Annotated in this window: 10 protein-coding genes and 2 pseudogenes; all 12 read left to right on the top strand. The window is 70.1% G+C overall.

Annotated features, from left to right (window positions below; translation table 11 throughout):
- The first annotated feature begins 32 nt into the window (after positions 1-32).
- The 12 genes and pseudogenes from ilvC (at position 33) to thrC (ending at position 14,694) form a co-directional block, all read left to right on the top strand.
- Positions 33-1,079 (top strand): ketol-acid reductoisomerase, encoded by a 1,047-nt coding sequence (gene ilvC / locus INQ40_RS02880; RefSeq protein WP_194341607.1) that lies wholly within the window; start codon positions 33-35, stop codon positions 1,077-1,079.
- Positions 1,076-2,737, top strand: a pseudogene (gene ilvG / locus INQ40_RS02875) (acetolactate synthase 2 catalytic subunit); the annotation flags it as partial. The gene ilvC and the pseudogene ilvG, both read left to right, overlap by 4 nt.
- Positions 2,738-2,879: 142 nt before the next feature.
- Complete coding sequence (locus INQ40_RS02870; protein WP_194341603.1) at positions 2,880-3,116, top strand: ACT domain-containing protein; 237 nt, start codon at positions 2,880-2,882, stop codon at positions 3,114-3,116.
- Complete coding sequence (locus tag INQ40_RS02865; RefSeq protein WP_194341601.1) at positions 3,107-4,012, top strand: aminotransferase class IV; 906 nt, start codon at positions 3,107-3,109, stop codon at positions 4,010-4,012. The genes INQ40_RS02870 and INQ40_RS02865 overlap by 10 nt, the downstream gene beginning before the upstream one ends.
- 4 nt (positions 4,013-4,016) lie before the next feature.
- Positions 4,017-5,102, top strand: coding sequence for a threonine dehydratase (locus INQ40_RS02860; protein ID WP_194341599.1), 1,086 nt, complete (start codon positions 4,017-4,019; stop codon positions 5,100-5,102).
- Positions 5,103-5,203: 101 nt separating this feature from the next.
- Positions 5,204-6,694: pseudogene (locus INQ40_RS13125) on the top strand (2-isopropylmalate synthase); the annotation flags it as partial.
- Positions 6,686-8,170: a 3-isopropylmalate dehydratase large subunit gene (leuC, locus tag INQ40_RS13120; protein ID WP_255524305.1), complete on the top strand. Its 1,485-nt coding sequence runs from the start codon at positions 6,686-6,688 to the stop codon at positions 8,168-8,170. The pseudogene INQ40_RS13125 and the gene leuC, both read left to right, overlap by 9 nt.
- Positions 8,167-8,748, top strand: coding sequence for a 3-isopropylmalate dehydratase small subunit (gene leuD, locus INQ40_RS02850; RefSeq protein ID WP_194341597.1), 582 nt, complete (start codon positions 8,167-8,169; stop codon positions 8,746-8,748). Before leuC ends, leuD begins: the two co-directional genes overlap by 4 nt.
- Positions 8,738-9,826, top strand: a complete 1,089-nt coding sequence (gene leuB, locus INQ40_RS02845; protein WP_194341595.1) for a 3-isopropylmalate dehydrogenase — start codon at positions 8,738-8,740, stop codon at positions 9,824-9,826. The genes leuD and leuB overlap by 11 nt, the downstream gene beginning before the upstream one ends.
- A 40-nt stretch (positions 9,827-9,866) precedes the next feature.
- On the top strand, positions 9,867-12,401 hold the full coding sequence (thrA, locus tag INQ40_RS02840) for a bifunctional aspartate kinase/homoserine dehydrogenase I (protein ID WP_194341593.1): 2,535 nt from the start codon (positions 9,867-9,869) through the stop codon (positions 12,399-12,401).
- 110 nt (positions 12,402-12,511) lie between these two features.
- Positions 12,512-13,396 (top strand): homoserine kinase, encoded by an 885-nt coding sequence (locus tag INQ40_RS02835; protein ID WP_248285361.1) that lies wholly within the window; start codon positions 12,512-12,514, stop codon positions 13,394-13,396.
- Positions 13,393-14,694: a threonine synthase gene (gene thrC, locus INQ40_RS02830; protein WP_194341591.1), complete on the top strand. Its 1,302-nt coding sequence runs from the start codon at positions 13,393-13,395 to the stop codon at positions 14,692-14,694. The genes INQ40_RS02835 and thrC overlap by 4 nt, the downstream gene beginning before the upstream one ends.
- The last annotated feature ends 96 nt before the right edge of the window (positions 14,695-14,790 follow it).

Below are 14,790 nucleotides of genomic sequence, written 5' to 3'. Positions count from 1 at the left end.
CCTCTCCAACCCACTCCACAGGACTCCCTCCCATGAGCAACACCGACCCCACCGCCCACCGCCCCCGCGTTGCCGTCATCGGCTACGGCAGCCAGGGCCGCGCACACGCGCTCAACCTGCGCGACTCCGGCTTTGCCGTCACCGTAGGGCTGCGCCCGGGTGGCCCGACCTCGATCAAGGCCAGGGCCGATGGCTTCCGCGTGAGCACGCCTGCCGGCGCGGTCGCGGGCGCCGAAGTGGTCGCGGTGCTGACCCCCGACATGGTCCAGGCGGAGCTCTATACGAAGGTCATCGAGCCCAACATCACCCAGGGCGCCTGCCTGCTGTTCGCGCACGGCTTCAACGTGCACTACGGCCAGATCACCCCGCGCGCCGATCTGGACGTGGTGCTGGTCGCGCCGAAGGGCCCGGGCGCGCTGGTGCGCCGCGAGTTCGAGATCGGCCGCGGCGTGCCGGCGGTCTACGCCGTCCATCAGGACGTCAGTGGCAACGCGGAAAAGCTCGCCCTGGCGTATTGCGCCGGCATCGGCGGGGCGCGTCAGAACGCGATCAGGACCACCTTCAAGGAAGAGACCGAGACCGACCTGTTCGGCGAGCAGGCCGTGCTCTGCGGCGGCGCGACCAAGCTGGTCCAGGCCGGTTTCGAGACCCTGGTTGAGGCCGGTTATCAGCCCGAGATTGCCTATTACGAGTGTCTGCACGAGCTGAAGCTGATCGTCGACCTGTTCTACGAGGGTGGCGTCACCCGGATGCACGAGTTCATCAGCGAGACCGCGCAGTACGGCGCGCTGACCCGTGGTTCCTACGTGGTTGATGACAACACACGCGCACAGATGCGCAAGGTACTGGCCGAGATCCAGGACGGCACCTTCGCGCGCCAGTGGATCGCCGAGTACAAGTCCGGCAACGCCAACTACCAGGCCCTGAAGCAGGCTGACCTGGACCACCCGATCGAGGTGACCGGGCGCAAGCTGCGCGCGGCGATGCCGTGGCTGGGCGATGCGCCGCAGGCCGATGCGAAAGCGCCCGCGAACGCTCCCAAGGCGGTCGCCGGGCGCGCCGAGCCGGCCTCGGCATGAACGGCGCGCGCTGGCTGGTGGAGGCACTGTCCGCGGAGAAGGTGGACACGCTGTTCGGCTATCCGGGTGGCGCGATCATGCCGTTCTACGATGCGTTGTACGGCTGCGAACTGAAGCATGTGCTGGTGCGGCATGAGCAGGGCGCGGCGTTCGCGGCCAATGGCTATGCCCGCGCCAGCGGCCGGGTCGGGGTGTGCATCGCCACCTCCGGCCCGGGCGCGACCAACCTGGTGACCGGCATCGCCGATGCGATGCTCGATTCGGTGCCGATGGTGGTGATCACCGGACAGGTGGCGACCACGCTGATGGGCACGGACGCGTTCCAGGAAGTGGACGTGTTCGGCATGACCCTGCCGGTGGTGAAGCACAGCTTCCTCCCGCGCAGCGTCGAGCAGCTGCCCGACGTGGTCCGCGAGGCCTTCCGCCTGGCCCGCAGCGGCCGGCCGGGACCGGTGCTGATCGACCTGCCCAAGGATGTGCAGCTGGCGGGGGCGGCGCATTTGCCCGCGCACGTTCCCGCGCCAGTGGACCCGGCGCCGCCGGCGACCAACGTTGACCTGGTCACGGCCTTGGAGCTGCTGTCGAAGGCGCGCCGCCCGGTCGTCTATGGCGGCGGTGGCATCGCCCTGGGGGATGCGGTGGCCGAGTTCCGCACCTTTGTGGAATCCGTCCAGGTGCCTACGGTGCTGACCCTGCGCGGTCTGGGTGCCCTGCCTGACGCGCATCCGCTGAACCTGGGGATGTTGGGCATGCACGGCACCCGCGCGGCCAACATGGCGGTGCAGGAAGCCGATCTGCTGGTGGTGGTCGGCGCTCGCTTCGATGACCGCGCAACGGGACGTCTGGACCAGTTCGCGCCGATCGCCAGGGTCATCCACCTGGATGTGGACCCGGCCGAGTTCAACAAGCTGCGGCGCTGCGATGCGGTGCTGCATGGCGAGCTGCAGCACAGCCTCAACCAGCTGGCCACTGCCATGCCGGAATGTTCGGCCTGGCGGAGCACCTGCCAGTCGCGCAAACGCCAGTATGCGGCGCGCTACGACGCCCCGACCGCCACCGTATACGCCCCGGCACTGCTGCGGCGGTTGTCGGAGTTGGCACCGGCGGTGGTAGTCAGCTGCGATGTCGGCCAGCACCAGATGTGGGTCGCCCAGCACTGGGGTTTCAACGATCCGCGCAAGCACCTGACCAGCGGCGGCCTGGGCGCGATGGGCTTCGGCCTGCCGGCAGCCATCGGTGCGCAGATGGCCGATCCGCAGGCGCAGGTGTTCTGTGTCAGCGGCGACGGGTCGTTCCTGATGAACGTGCAGGAGCTGGCGACCCTCGCGCGCTACCGGCTGCCGGTAAAGATCGTCCTGCTCGACAACCAGCGCCTGGGCATGGTCCGGCAATGGCAGGAACTGTTTTTCGAGCACCGCTATTCGGAAACCGACCTGTCAGACAACCCGGATTTTGTCGCCGTCGCCGCCGCGTTCGGGATCCAGGCCTTCGCGCTGGACCGCGCGGACGACTGCGAGGCGGCACTGCAGCGATTAATCGCTGCGCCAGGGCCGGCGCTGCTGCATGTCTCCATCGATGCCCACGCCAACGTCTGGCCGCTGGTGCCGCCCAACCACAACAACGCGCAGATGCTCCACGAATCAAACGCGCCGCTTGCGGCCGCGGGCGCAACCCCCGCCGCAGCGAACGCCTCCGCAGCAGTCGCCAGCCACGCCTCGCCCGCCCACGCCTCGCCCGCCCACGCCGGCGTGACCCACGTCCACGCAACCCCACCCCATTCGCCCCAACCGGAGAACGCACATGCGCTACCAGATTGACCTCGTCATGCGCCGCGCCGAGGGCGCACTGGCCCGGGTGATCGGCACCGCCGAGCGCCGCGGCTTCCAGACCGTCGGCGTCGACGGCGGACTCCAGCCCGACGGCGAGCACTGGCACCTGCGCATGAACGTGGAAGGCCAGCGCTGCGGCGAGGGTCTGCAGGCCCAGCTGCACAAGCTGCACGACTGCCTCGCCGTGGAGGTCTCGCCATGTCGCTGAAAGACGCCGCAGGAAACCCCGTGCTGCAGCTGTGGTTCGACGGCGAGCTGGTACGCGCCGATGCGCCGCTGGCGCCGCTGACCACGCACGCCCTGCACTACGGCAGCGGCGTGTTCGAGGGCATCCGCAGTTACCAGACCGTAGATGGCGGGTCGGCGGTGTTCCGCCTGCCCGAACACATGGAGCGGATGCGCAATGGTTGCGAGCTGCTGGGCATCGACTTCGACGTCCGGCAGGCGACGGAGGCGACCTTGCGGGTGCTGCGCGCGAACCGCCAGAGCGCGGCCTACATCCGGCCGCTGGCCTGGTGCGGCACCGGTTCGATCGGCCTGGACGTGGCGCCGCTGAGCAAGCACCTGATGGTCGCCACCTTCGGCACCGTGGTGCATCTGTCGGGCAGCGCGGTGAAGCTGGGCGTGTCCTCGTGGCGCCGCAATCCGGCCACCTCGCTGCCGCCGCTGAAGCTGTGCGGTGCCTACGTCAACTCCATCCTGGCCAAGCACGAGGCGAAGACGCGCGGGTTTGACGAGGCGCTGTTCGTCGACGAGGCGGGCATGGTGGTGGAGTGCACCGGGGCCAACGTATTCATGCTCAACGGCGACAATCTGACCGCCGTCGAGCACCCGGATGCCCTGGCCGGCATCACCCGCGATACGGTGATCGCGCTGACCGGCGCGGAGTCGCGCGCGGTGTCGCTTAAGGAGTTGCTGCAGGCCGACGAGGTCTTCGTCTGCGGCACCGCGGCGGAAGTCACCCCGATCAACGTCCTCAACGAACACCGCTTCGCATCGGACAAACGCGGCCGGGAAATCGCCCAGCTTTACCGCGACGTGGTCAGTGGCGCGGACGCCAGCCATCGCGCCTGGCTGACGGATGTAGGCCTGCCCCGTGACTGAGGCGATGGCCCTGGCAGGTGTGAGTGCTTCCGCCGTGCTGGCCGCGCAGGCGCGCTTGCGGCCCTACCTGGCGGCGACGCCGTTGCACTATGCCGAGCGTTTCGGCTGCTGGTTGAAGCTGGAAAACCTGCAGCGGACCGGGTCCTACAAAGTGCGCGGGGCAATGAACGCGTTGCTCGCGATGCGTGAGCGTGGCGACCAGCGGCCGGTGATCGCCGCTTCGGCCGGTAACCACGCGCAGGGGCTGGCCTGGGCCGGATACCGGCTGCGGGTGCCGGTGATCGCGGTGATGCCGGGCAACGCCCCGCAGACCAAGATCGCCGGCGTCGCCCACTGTAGCGCGACCGTCCGGCTGCACGGCGATACCTACGACGAAGCCAGGGCCTTCGCCGCGGAGCTGGCGGAGCAGAACGACTACCGCCTGCTGTCGGCCTTCGACGATCCGGACGTGATCGCCGGCCAGGGCACGGTGGGTCTGGAGATGGCTGCACTGGCACCGGATGTCGTGCTGGTGCCGATCGGCGGGGGCGGGCTGGCCGCCGGCGTCGCCCTGGCGTTGAAGTCGCAGGGTGTACGCATCGTCGGCGCCCAGGTCGAAGACGTCGACTCGATGGCACGCGCGCTGCGCGGCGACTTCGAGCTGCGCGAGAGTGCCGCGACCCTGGCCGACGGCGTGCGGGTGAAGGAGCCCGGCCTGCTGACCCGACAGCTGCTCGCCGGACTGCTGGACGACATCGTGATCGTGCGCGAGGCCGAGCTGCGCGAGACGCTGGTCCGGCTGGCGCTGGAGGAGCACGTCATCGCCGAAGGTGCCGGCGCGCTGGCGCTGGCCGCCGGTCGACGGGTTGCGGGTCGGCGCAAATGCGCGGTCGTCTCCGGCGGCAACATCGATGCCAGCGTGCTGGCCCAGCTGCTCTCCGACGTCCGCCCGCGCGCACCGCGCCGCCCGCGTCGCCGCAGCCGCGACATCGCGCCGCCCGCGCGTGCCGCCTCGGTCCGCCCCCTTTCCCCTGCCAGCACGGCCTCCGCGCCGTCCCGCCCCGTGGAGCAACCCACGCCGGCGCCCACTCCCGAGGTCATCCCAGCATGAGCACCCACGAACCCGACGTAGCTATTACCGACGCCGCACACGACGAACACGCTCCTGCCGGGCATGTACCCGCCGAACACTCGCCTGCCGAACACGTACGCATCTTCGACACCAGCCTGCGCGATGGCGAGCAGTCGCCGGGGTGCAGCATGACCGCGCCGCAGAAGCTGCGGTTCGCCCACGCGCTGGCCGATCTCGGCGTGGACGTGATCGAAGTCGGCTTCCCGGCAAGCTCGGAGGCGGAAGTCGAGGCCACCCGGCGGATCGTCCGGGAAGTGCGCGGCTCGACGCTGGCGGCGTTGGCGCGTTGCCACCCCGGCGACATCCAAGCTGGCGTGCGCGCGCTGGAAGGCGCCGAAGGCGCACGCATGCATGTGTTCCTGTCCACCAGTCCGCTGCACCGCGAGCACAAGCTGGGCCTGACCAGGGAGCAGGTGATCGAGCGCGCGGTGATGGGCGTGGAACTGGCGAAGCGCCATTTCGACGACGTCGAGTTCTCCGCCGAGGATGCGCTGCGCACCGAGCCCGAGTTTCTGGCCGAGGTCTGCAGCGCGGCGATCGCCGCCGGGGCGACCACGCTGAACATTCCCGACACGGTCGGCTACACCACCCCGGCGGAGATCCGCTCGCTGTTCGAATACCTGCGCGCCAACGTGCGCGACGCGGAGCGCGCGGTGTTCAGCGCCCACTGCCACAACGACCTGGGCCTGGCGGTCGCCAACAGCCTGGCCGCGATCGAAGGCGGCGCGCGGCAGGTCGAATGCACCATCAACGGCATCGGCGAGCGGGCCGGCAACTGCGCGCTGGAGGAACTGGTGATGGCGCTCAACGTGCGCCGCAGCTACTTCAATGCGACCACGCGGATCGATACGCGCCGGCTGGTGCCGACCTCGCGCCTGCTGTCGCGGATCACCGGCATGCACGTGCAGCGCAACAAGGCGATCGTCGGCCAGAACGCGTTTGCCCACGAGTCCGGCATCCACCAGCACGGCATGCTCAAGCACCGCGGCACCTACGAAATCATGCATCCGCAGGACGTGGGCTGGGAGCAGTCGCAGATGGTGATGGGTCGCCACAGCGGCCGCGCGGCCCTGAGCGACCGGTTGCAGACGCTGGGCTTGGCGCTGGACGACACCCGCCTGAATGAGGTCTTTGACGCGTTCAAGGTGCTGGCGGAGAAGAAGCGCGAGGTCTTCGACGCCGACCTGGAGACGCTGGTGCTGGGCACCGACGCGCCGCTGCGGCGCGGCTTCCGGCTGCTGCGCGTGCACGCATCCACCGGCGTGGGTGAGGGCATGCTGCCGACCGCGAGCGTGCGCCTGGCCAGGCCGTGCGGCACGGTCGCCGAAGAGGCGGCCGTCGGCGACGGGCCGGTGCACGCCCTGTTCGCGGCGTTGTCGCGGGCGGCGGACATGCCGCTGGAGATCGACAGCTTCCAGATCTCCAGCATCACCGCCGGCGATGACGCCCAGGGCCAGGCCAGCGTGGTCGCGACCCTGGACGGCGTCGAGCACACCGGCTCGGGCACCAGCACCGACATCCTGGAAGCGTCCGCGCTGGCGTGGCTGGACATCGCCAACCGCATCCACCGGGCCGGCAGCGGCGCGCCGCGTACGCTGTTCGACAAGCTGTGGGATGGCCACCTGGTCAGCCCCGAAAGCGAAGCCTCGCCGGCCGTGCTGTACATCGACCTGCACCTGATCCACGAGGTCACCACCCCTCAGGCCTTCACCGAGCTGGACGCGCGCGGCCTGAAGGTGCGCCGCCCGGAGTTGACCAAGGGCACGCTGGACCACTCCACCCCGACCCTGCCGCGCAACGCGGACGGCAGCCTGCCCTACGCGACGCCCGAAGCCGAGAAGCAGGTCGCGACCCTGCGCGACAACGCGGCGCGCCACGGCATCGAACTGTTCGATTTCGACAGCGACCATCGCGGCATCGTCCACGTGATCGGACCCGAACTGGGGCTGACCCAGCCCGGCATGACCGTGGTCTGCGGCGACAGCCACACCGCGACCCACGGCGCGTTCGGCGCGCTGGCCTTCGGCATTGGTACGAGCGAGGTCGGCCACGTGCTGGCCACCCAGTGCCTGCTGCAACGCAAGCCACGCACGCTGGCGATCACCATCGACGGCCAACTGGGAGCGTCGGTGACCGCCAAGGACCTGATCCTGCACGTGATCGGGGTGATCGGCGTCAACGGCGGCACCGGTCACGTCATCGAGTACCGCGGCAGCGCCATACGCGCGTTGTCGATGGATGAGCGGATGACGGTGTGCAACATGTCGATCGAGGCCGGCGCCCGCGCGGGCCTGATCGCCCCCGACGAGACGACTTTCGCGTTCCTGCGCGGCAAGCCACGCGCGCCGCAGGGCGAGGCGTTCGAACAGGCCGTCGCGCGCTGGCGTCAGCTGCGCAGCGACGAGGGCGCACGCTTCGACCGCGAGGTCCGCATCGACGCGGCGGACATCCGCCCCACCGTGACGTGGGGCACCCACCCGGGCCAGGTGACCGCCATCGACCTGCCGTTGCCGCCGCCCGGCAACGATGACGACCGCAAGGCACTGGCGTACATGGGCTTCGCCGGCGGCCAGCCCCTGGCCGGACAACCGGTTGAAGTGGTGTTCATCGGCAGCTGCACCAATTCGCGGCTGGACGACCTGCGCCAGGCGGCAGGGATCCTGCGCGGCCGCAAGGTGCACCCCCGCGTGCGCATGCTGGTGGTACCCGGTTCGGTGCAGATCAAGCGCGACGCCGAAGCCGAGGGGATCCACCGGATCGTGCTGGCCGCCGGGGCGGAATGGCGCGAGCCCGGCTGCTCGATGTGCATCGCGATGAACGGTGACCTGGTCGCGCCGGGGCAACTGGCGGTGTCCACCAGCAACCGCAACTTTGAAGGCCGCCAGGGCCAGGGTGCACGCACCGTGCTCGCCTCACCGCTGACCGCCGCGGTGTGCGCCGTCCGCGGCGAGATCACCGATCCGGAGGCGTTCCTGCGCGGGCAGCACCCTTCGCCGGCAGCGGCCGATGCACCGCCCCGCAACGTCGCCGCGGAGGCCACGCCATGAGCGCCATCACCGAACTGCACTCGCGCACGGTCGTCCTGCGCGAACGCAACATCGATACCGACCAGATCATCCCCGCGCGCTTTCTGACCACCACCGAGCGCAAGGGTCTGGGCCGGTTCGCCTTCCATGACTGGCGGCAGCGCGCCGACGGCGCGCCGGACCCGGCGTTTCCCTTCAACGACCCGGCCAATGTCGGTGCGCAGATCCTGGTCGCCGGTCGCAACTTCGGCTGCGGCTCATCGCGCGAGCACGCGCCCTGGGCCCTGCTCGACCTTGGCCTGCGGGCGGTGATCAGCGCCCAGATCGCCGACATCTTCCGCAGCAACGCGCTCAAGAACGGCCTGCTCGCGATCGTCCTGCCCGACGCGGTGGTCGACGAGCTGCTCGCCCGGCCGGGCGTCGAGCTGCACATCGATGTCGCCAGAGGCACGGTCCGCCTGCCGGATGGGCGCGGGTTCGAATTCCCGCTGGATGAATTCGCCCGCACCTGTCTGCTGGAAGGCGTCGACCAGCTCGGCTACCTGCTCAAGCAGGAACCCGCCATCGCCCGTTACGAGGAGTTGAACCATGCACGCTGAGATCGTTGTCCTGCCCGGTGACGGAATCGGCCCGGAAGTCACCGCCGCTGCCGTGGAAATCTTGCAAGCAGTCGCGTCCGCCTACGGCCATCGCTTCAACTTCCACGAGCACCTGATCGGCGGCGCCGCGATTGACACCACCGGCGAGGCCTTGCCGCAGAGCACGCTGGAGGCCTGCCGCACCGCCGACGCCGTATTGCTGGGCGCCGTAGGCGGACCCAGGTGGTCCGATCCAAAGGCGAGCGTGCGGCCCGAGCAGGGCCTGCTGGCGCTGCGCAAGGGCCTGGGCCTGTACGCCAACCTGCGTCCCGTCAAACCGCACCCGGCGGCTCTGGGCGCCTCGCCGATCAAGCCACACCTGCTCAACGGCGTGGATCTGGTGGTGGTGCGGGAGCTGACCGGCGGGATCTACTTCGGCCGGAAACAGCGCGCCAGCGACAGCGCCAGCGACCTGTGCGAGTACAGCGTGGGTGAGGTCGAGCGTGTCGTCCGCCGCGCCGCGCAGCTCGCCCGCCGTCGCCGCGGCCACCTGACATCGGTGGACAAGGCCAACGTGCTGGAAACCTCGCGCCTGTGGCGGGAAGTCGCCGCCCGGGTAGTGGCCGAGGAGTTTCCCGACATCACCCTGGAACACCAGCTGGTCGACTCGATGGCGATGCACCTGCTGTCGCGTCCGCGCGAGTACGACGTGATCGTGACCGAGAACATGTTCGGCGACATCCTCACCGACGAGGCCTCGATGCTGGCCGGCTCGATGGGCCTGCTGCCGTCGGCCTCGCTGGGCGACGGCAGGGCCGGGCTGTACGAGCCGATCCACGGCTCGGCGCCCGACATCACCGGGCGCGGCATCGCCAACCCGGTTGCGGCGATACTCAGTGCGGCGATGCTGCTGCGCCACTCGCTCGGGCTGGACGACGAGGCGGACTGCGTGGAGCAGGCGGTGTCGCAGGCACTGGACGCGGGTGCCTTCACCGCCGACATCCGCGGCAGTGGCGCAGCGATCGACACCCGCGCCGCCACCGCGGCAGTGCTGGAAAACCTGCAGGTCCGCTGCTACGCCGTTTGCATGCGTGACTGAGCCACATACCCTCCCCAACGCAGATCGACAGGATTCTCCGATGCCCTCCCCCCTTGCCCCGCCGCGCATCGATCCGGGGCAGCCACTTGCGCCGGGCCTCAAGCCCGTCCACCTGCACAAGTTCGGTGGCAGCAGCCTTGCCGACGCCGCCCACTACCAGCGCGTTGCCGCGCTCCTCGACGAAATGGATGCGGCAGCGACCGGCCTTCAGTTCGTTGTCGTCTCGGCGATGCACGGGGTCACTGACACCTTGGTCGGACTGGCTGAGGCCAGCATGTCCGCCACGGACTGGAAGCCCGCCTTCATGGCGCTGCGCCAGCGCCATCTGGACGCGGCCGATGCGCTGGATTCGGGCTCGGCGCATGGCCTGCACGATTGGCTGGAAGCCCGGTTCACCGAGCTCGGCGACACGCTGACGGCGATCGCGTCCGGACAGGCGCGCAGCGAGGCCGACATCGCCGGCGTGCATGGCCTGGGCGACGTCTGTTCCGCGCGCCTGTTGCAGGTCGCGCTGGGCGGCGCGGATGGCGGCTGGGGCTGCCTGGACGCGCGCGACGTGCTCGTCGCCAACCCCGGCGAGCTGGGCGTCACGGTTGACTGGGGGGCCAGCCAGTCGCGCCTGGCACAGTGGTCGGAGCGGGAGCAGCAATGCGCCCGTGGCCGCGTCATCACCGGCTTCATCGCCCGCGATGGCGAGGGCGCGAATACCACGCTGGGACGCAATGGCAGCGACTATTCCGCGGCCGCGTTCGGGCGCCTGCTACATGCCAGCGAGCTCACCATCTGGACCGACGTCGACGGCGTGCTCAGCGCCGACCCGCGACTGGTGCCGGATGCGGTGTGCCTGGATTCCATGTCCTACGCCGAGGCCAATGAGCTCTCCTATTTCGGTGCCAGCGTGCTGCACCCGCGCACCATGGCGCCGGCGCTGCAGGCCGGACTGGCGATCCGCATCCGCAACACCCGCAACCCAGCAGCCCCCGGCACCGTGATCAGCCTGGAGTCCGCCGCAGCCGCGTCGCCGGTGAAAGGCCTCAGCCTGGTGGAACGCATGGCCCTGCTGGAACTCAGTGGCGCCGGCCTGATCGGGGTGCCGGGGACCGCCGAGCGGATGTTCGCGGCCCTGCATGCCGCAAGCGTCTCGGTGACGATGATCTCGCAGGGCTCCAGCGAGCATTCGATCTGCTGCGTGGTGCGCGAGGCGCAGGCGGCGCAGGCCCGCGAGGCGGTCGCCAGCGCCTTCGCCGACGCCATTGAAGAAGGGCTGGTCGCCGGGGTCGAGGTGACGCCGGGCATCGTCATCCTCGCCGCCGTGGGCGACGGCATGGTCGGCTCCCCCGGTGTGGCCGCACGGCTGTTCGATGGTCTGGCAAAGGCGCGGGTCAACATCCGCGCGATCGCCCAGGGCGCCAGCGAACGCAACATCTCCGTCGCGCTGGACGCCGCCGATGCCGTGCGCGGTTTGCGCGCCGTGCATTCCGCGTTCTGGCTTTCGCCGCAGACACTCTCCATTGGCCTCATCGGGCCCGGCAAGGTCGGCCGTGCCCTGCTCGGCCAGCTGTCCGATTCGCTGCAGCGCCTAGCTGGTGAGGGCCAGCGCGGCATCGACCTGCGCCTGCGCGCGATCGCCAACAGCCGCCGCATGAGCCTGGCGCCTCGCAACCTGCCGCCGCAACAGGCTTTGGAGGCACTGGAGGCCGGCGAGGCGCTGGACCTGGATGCGTTCGCCCATCACGTCCGCGCCAGCCATCTGCCGCACGCGCTGATCGTGGATTGCAGCGGCAGCGACGCCATCGCCGACTACTACCCGCACTGGCTGGCCGCCGGCATCCATGTCGTGACGCCGAGCAAGCACGCCGGCAGCGGCGACCTGGCCCGCTACCAGGCGATCCGCGCCGCCACCCGACACGGCGGCCGCTTCGGCTACGAGGCCACCGTCGGCGCCGGCCTGCCGGTGATCGTGACCCTGCGCAACCAGCTCGACACCGGTGACGAACTGACCGCCTTCGAGGGCGTGTTGTCGGGCACGCTGGCGTGGCTGTTCAACCGCTTCGATGGCAGCGTGCCGTTCTCCGCGCTGGTGCGCGAGGCGCGCGAGCTGGGCTATACCGAACCCGACCCGCGCGATGACCTGTCGGGCATCGATGTCGCCCGCAAGCTGGTGATCCTCGCCCGCGAGGCCGGTCGCATGCTGTCACTGGAGGATGTCGAGATCGAAAACCTTGTGCCGCCGCCGCTGCAGGATGTTCCGCTGGAGGAATTCCTTGCCCGCCTGGAGGAGCTGGATACACCGCTGCAGGCGCGACTTGACGACGCGCTGGCCGGCGGCGGCGCCTTGCGCTACCTGGCCCGGATGGACCGCGACGGGCGTGCGAGCGTCGCCCTGGTGGTGCCGCCGGCAGGACACGCCAGCCTGTACACCCGTCTGACCGACAACCTGATCCAGTTCCACACCCGTCGCTACACCGACAACCCACTGGTCGTGCAGGGCCCCGGCGCCGGGCCGGAGGTCACCGCCGCCGGCGTGTTCGGCGACGTGCTGGCCATTGCGCAGGCGCTCGGGGCACGACTGTGAAAACGGATATCGACCGGCCGAGGCACACATCCGGCGCCGCCCGCGCCGGTAGCTCCGGGGCTACGCCGCGCCAGGAAGCCACCGCATTCGCGCCCGCCAGCGTCGGCAACATCGGCGTGGGTTTCGACCTGCTCGGCCACAGCATCGAGGGCCCGGGCGACCGCGCCTTCGTGCGCCGGGTCGACGCGCCCACGGTCACCATAAGCGGCATCGACGGCGACAGCGCGGGCGCAGCGCAACTGCCGCGCGAGGCCGGGCGCAACACCGCCGGACGCGCGCTGATGGAGTTGCGCGAGCAATACGGCATCGCACACGGGTTTGAGCTGCGCCTGCACAAGGGCATCGCGCTGGGTTCGGGTCTTGGCGGCTCGGCGGCGTCGTGCGTGGCGGCGCTGGTGGCGGCCAATGCGCTGCTGGAGCAGCCACTGACCCGCGACCAGCTGTATCCGCTGGCGCTGCTGGGTGAGTCCGTCGCCAGCGGCAGCGTGCACGGCGACAACGTGGCACCGATGCTGTTCGGCGGCGTCGTGCTGGCCACCCCGACCCGTGCGATTCCGCTGTCGGCGCCGCCGCTGGTGTGCGCGGTGGTGCATCCGCACCACGTGCTCGAGACCCGGCTCGCGCGCGAAGCCTTGTCGGCGCCCTACCCGCTGCGTCAGGTCGTCCAGCACAGCGAGCATCTGGCCCTGTTCCTGACCGGCCTGGCGCGCGGTGATCTCACCCTGATCGCCGAAGGTCTACGCGACGTGCTGGTGGAACCCCGCCGCGCCTCGCTCGTACCGGGCTTCGCCGAGGTGAAGGCTGCCGCGCTCGCCCATGGAGCCCTGGGCGCGAGCATCTCGGGCGCCGGCCCCAGCGTGTTCGGCTGGTTCGCCGACATCGAGCAGGCGCAGACCGCCGCTACCGCGATGCAGGCCGCGTTTGCCGCGGTCGGCCTGGACAGCGACGTGCACCTGTCGCCCATCAATGGCCCGCGCGCGGAAGTGGTCGCATGAAGTTCGCCAGCACCCGTGGAGGGTCGCCCGAGGTCGGGATCGATGACGCCCTGGCGGCCGGGCTGGCGCCCGATGGTGGCCTGTATGTACCTCTAGCGATTCCGGAGGCACACCTCGACAAGGCCGGCGCCACGCTCGCCGATACCGCCGCCGCGTTGCTCGGCCCGTACTTCGCCGGCTCGCGTCTGGAGCCGCAACTGGCGGACATGTGCCGCGCGGCCTTCGATTTCCCGGTGCCGCTGCGCCCGTTGCAGGGTGCCGGCGACTACCTGCTCGAGCTTTTCCACGGACCGACGGCCGCGTTCAAGGACATCGGCGCGCGCTTCCTCGCCGAAGCGCTCTCGCGCCTGCGCGAATCGGGCGCGCCACCCACCACCATCCTGGTCGCGACCTCCGGCGATACCGGTGCGGCGGTCGGCGCGGCATTCCACAGGCGTGAGGGGTTCCGCGTGGTGATCCTGTATCCCGATGGGCGTGTCTCGCCGCGCCAGGCGCATGGGCTGGGCTGTTTCGGCGACAACGTGCAGGCGCTGCGCGTCCAGGGCACGTTCGATGATTGCCAGCAGCTGGTGAAGCAGGCGCTCACCGATGCCGGCCTGCGCGAGACGATCACGCTGGGGTCGGCCAACAGCATCAGCCTGGGCCGGCTGCTGCCGCAGATGGCGTACTACGCCCACGCCTCGCTGCAGTTCCGGGCCGACCACGGCACGTCGCTCAACTACGTGATCCCGACCGGGAACCTGGGCAACGCCCTGGCCGCGTGGCTGGCGCGCAGCATGGGCCTGCCGATTGGGGACATCGTGATCGCCAGCAATGCCAACGACGTATTGCCACGCTACTTCGCCGGCGGGGACTACCGCCCGCAAGCCGGCAAGGCGACCCTCGCCAACGCGATGGATGTCGGCGCACCGAGCAACTTCGAGCGCCTGCGCTGGTGGCATGCCGACGACGCCGCGGTGCGTGCATCGATGCGGGCCTGCAGCGTGGACGACGGCCAGATCCGCGCAGCCATTGCCGGTGCTCCCGCCCGCCATGGACTCGTCCCCTGTCCGCATACCGCGGTGGCGCTGCATGCACTCGAGCGCCTGCGCGCCCAGGGCGATAGGCGCCCTTGGGCGGTCGTCGCCACCGCGCACCCGGCCAAATTCGAGAGCGTGGTCGAGCCCCTGATCGGCCACGAGGTGAAGCCACCCCCGGCCCTCGCCGCGGCGCTCGCCCGAGCAGCCACAGCCACACCGCTCAGACTCGACTACCCGGCCTTCCGTGACTGCTTGCTGGAATCCGCGGCAGTCCCGTGATCGCGCGATGCCAGCGTCGCGATGTCAGCGTCGAGACGTCACCGCGCATTCCCGTCCTTGGCGTGCGCTCCTTGGCCACGCCACCTCAACTTCAAG

The sequence above is a fragment of the Lysobacter sp. H21R4 genome (assembly GCF_015277535.1).
GTDB classification, from domain to species: domain Bacteria; phylum Pseudomonadota; class Gammaproteobacteria; order Xanthomonadales; family Xanthomonadaceae; genus Novilysobacter; species Novilysobacter ciconiae.
The sequence above is the reverse complement of the archived record's forward strand: the minus strand, read 5'-3'. Positions and strand labels throughout refer to the sequence as shown.